This is a genomic window from Frankia sp. AgKG'84/4, assembly GCF_023242965.2.
Taxonomy (GTDB): Bacteria; Actinomycetota; Actinomycetes; order Frankiales; family Frankiaceae; genus Frankia.
Map to the genome: position 1 here is coordinate 1 of NZ_JALKFU020001138.1, position 1,253 is coordinate 1,253.

The 1,253-nt window shown below is 72.7% G+C and carries 2 protein-coding genes; one reads left to right on the forward strand and one right to left on the reverse strand.

Annotated features, from left to right (window positions below; translation table 11 throughout):
• Positions 1 to 220: GPP34 family phosphoprotein (locus MXD58_RS27900; RefSeq protein WP_250611154.1), on the reverse strand; the 220-nt coding region annotated here is incomplete at its 3' end.
• A 494-nt stretch (positions 221 to 714) separates the two neighbouring features.
• Between MXD58_RS27900 and MXD58_RS27905 the strand changes: the two genes are divergently transcribed.
• On the forward strand, positions 715 to 1,253 hold a 539-nt coding region (locus MXD58_RS27905; protein WP_250611156.1), incomplete at its 3' end, for a TIGR03560 family F420-dependent LLM class oxidoreductase.

A 1,253-nucleotide genomic window follows, 5' to 3' on the forward strand; every position in this document is an offset into this window, starting at 1 on the left:
CGGTGGCGAGCAGCGCGTGGGCGTCTGCCAGCAGCGGGTCGCCGGGTGGCGGGCCGACCGGGGCGAGTCGCCGCCCGTCCTCGGCGACCAGCCCGAGCAGCCCGAGTTCCGCGATGAGCGCCCCACCCAGCGCGACTTTCAGCGGCTCGCGCGAGGAGTTCACCGGCGTCCCACGCTCCGGATCGAGTGCGAGCAGCAGAAGATCCTCAGCGAGCAGCATGGCTGTTATCCCCTTGGAGGTCGTAGCGCGCCGGACCGGTGGCGAGGTCCGGGGATCATTCCCACCCGGCCGGATCACAACCCCAAGGTCGGCGACCCGACAGGCCGCCCGGCGGCGGCGGCGAGAAGCCAACGACCAAGGCGTCCCCCATCGTCACCGCCCGTCGTGGCTGTGCATGGGTGAGGGGGCATGGGGCTCCTTCTGGTCGGGATTGCGCCTGATTTGTCGTCCAGAGGGTGCCGCGCGGCCCTCCTCCGGCACGGCTACGCCGCGGCTGGGCACGGCTACGCCGCGGCTGGGCACGGTCGGTGAGGATTGCCTGCTCATGGCTTTGAGGATGGCGTGGGCGGGCGCGGCGCCCCAGTCATGACCGTCATCGGTGCCCCATGACAGTTGTCATGACCTCGCCGGCCGGCCGGTCGGCTGGACGCCGGACGGGTCGGGACCGTGGGGGTGGCGCGTGGGCGGCGGGCCTCGTTTGCCAGGGTGGGGCTATGGATCTGCGTATCTTCATCGAGCCTCAGCAGGGCGCGTCGTATGAGCGTCAGCTCGCCGTGGCCAAGGCCGCGGAGGAGGCTGGGTTCGACGGCTTCTTTCGTTCTGATCACTTCCTGCGGATCGGTCCGGGCGACCCGGCGCCGGGCCCGTCGGATGCCTGGGTGACGCTGGCGGGCCTGGCACGGGAGACCTCCCGCATCCGCCTCGGCACCCTGGTGACCAGCGCGACGTTCCGGCTGCCCGGGCCGCTGGCGGTCGCGGTCGCGCAGGTAGACGCGATGAGCGGTGGCCGCGTCGAGCTGGGGCTCGGCGCGGGCTGGTTCGACGCCGAGCACGCGGCGTACGGCGTGCCGTTCCCGCCGGTCGCGGAGCGCTTCGACCGGCTCGCCGAACAGTTGGCGATCATCACCGGGCTGTGGGGCACGCCGGCGGGGGAGACGTTCTCCTACGCCGGCGTGCACTACCAGCTCACTGACAGCCCGGCGCTGCCCAAGCCGGCGCAGCGCCCGGGGCCGCCGATCATCATGGGCGGCGC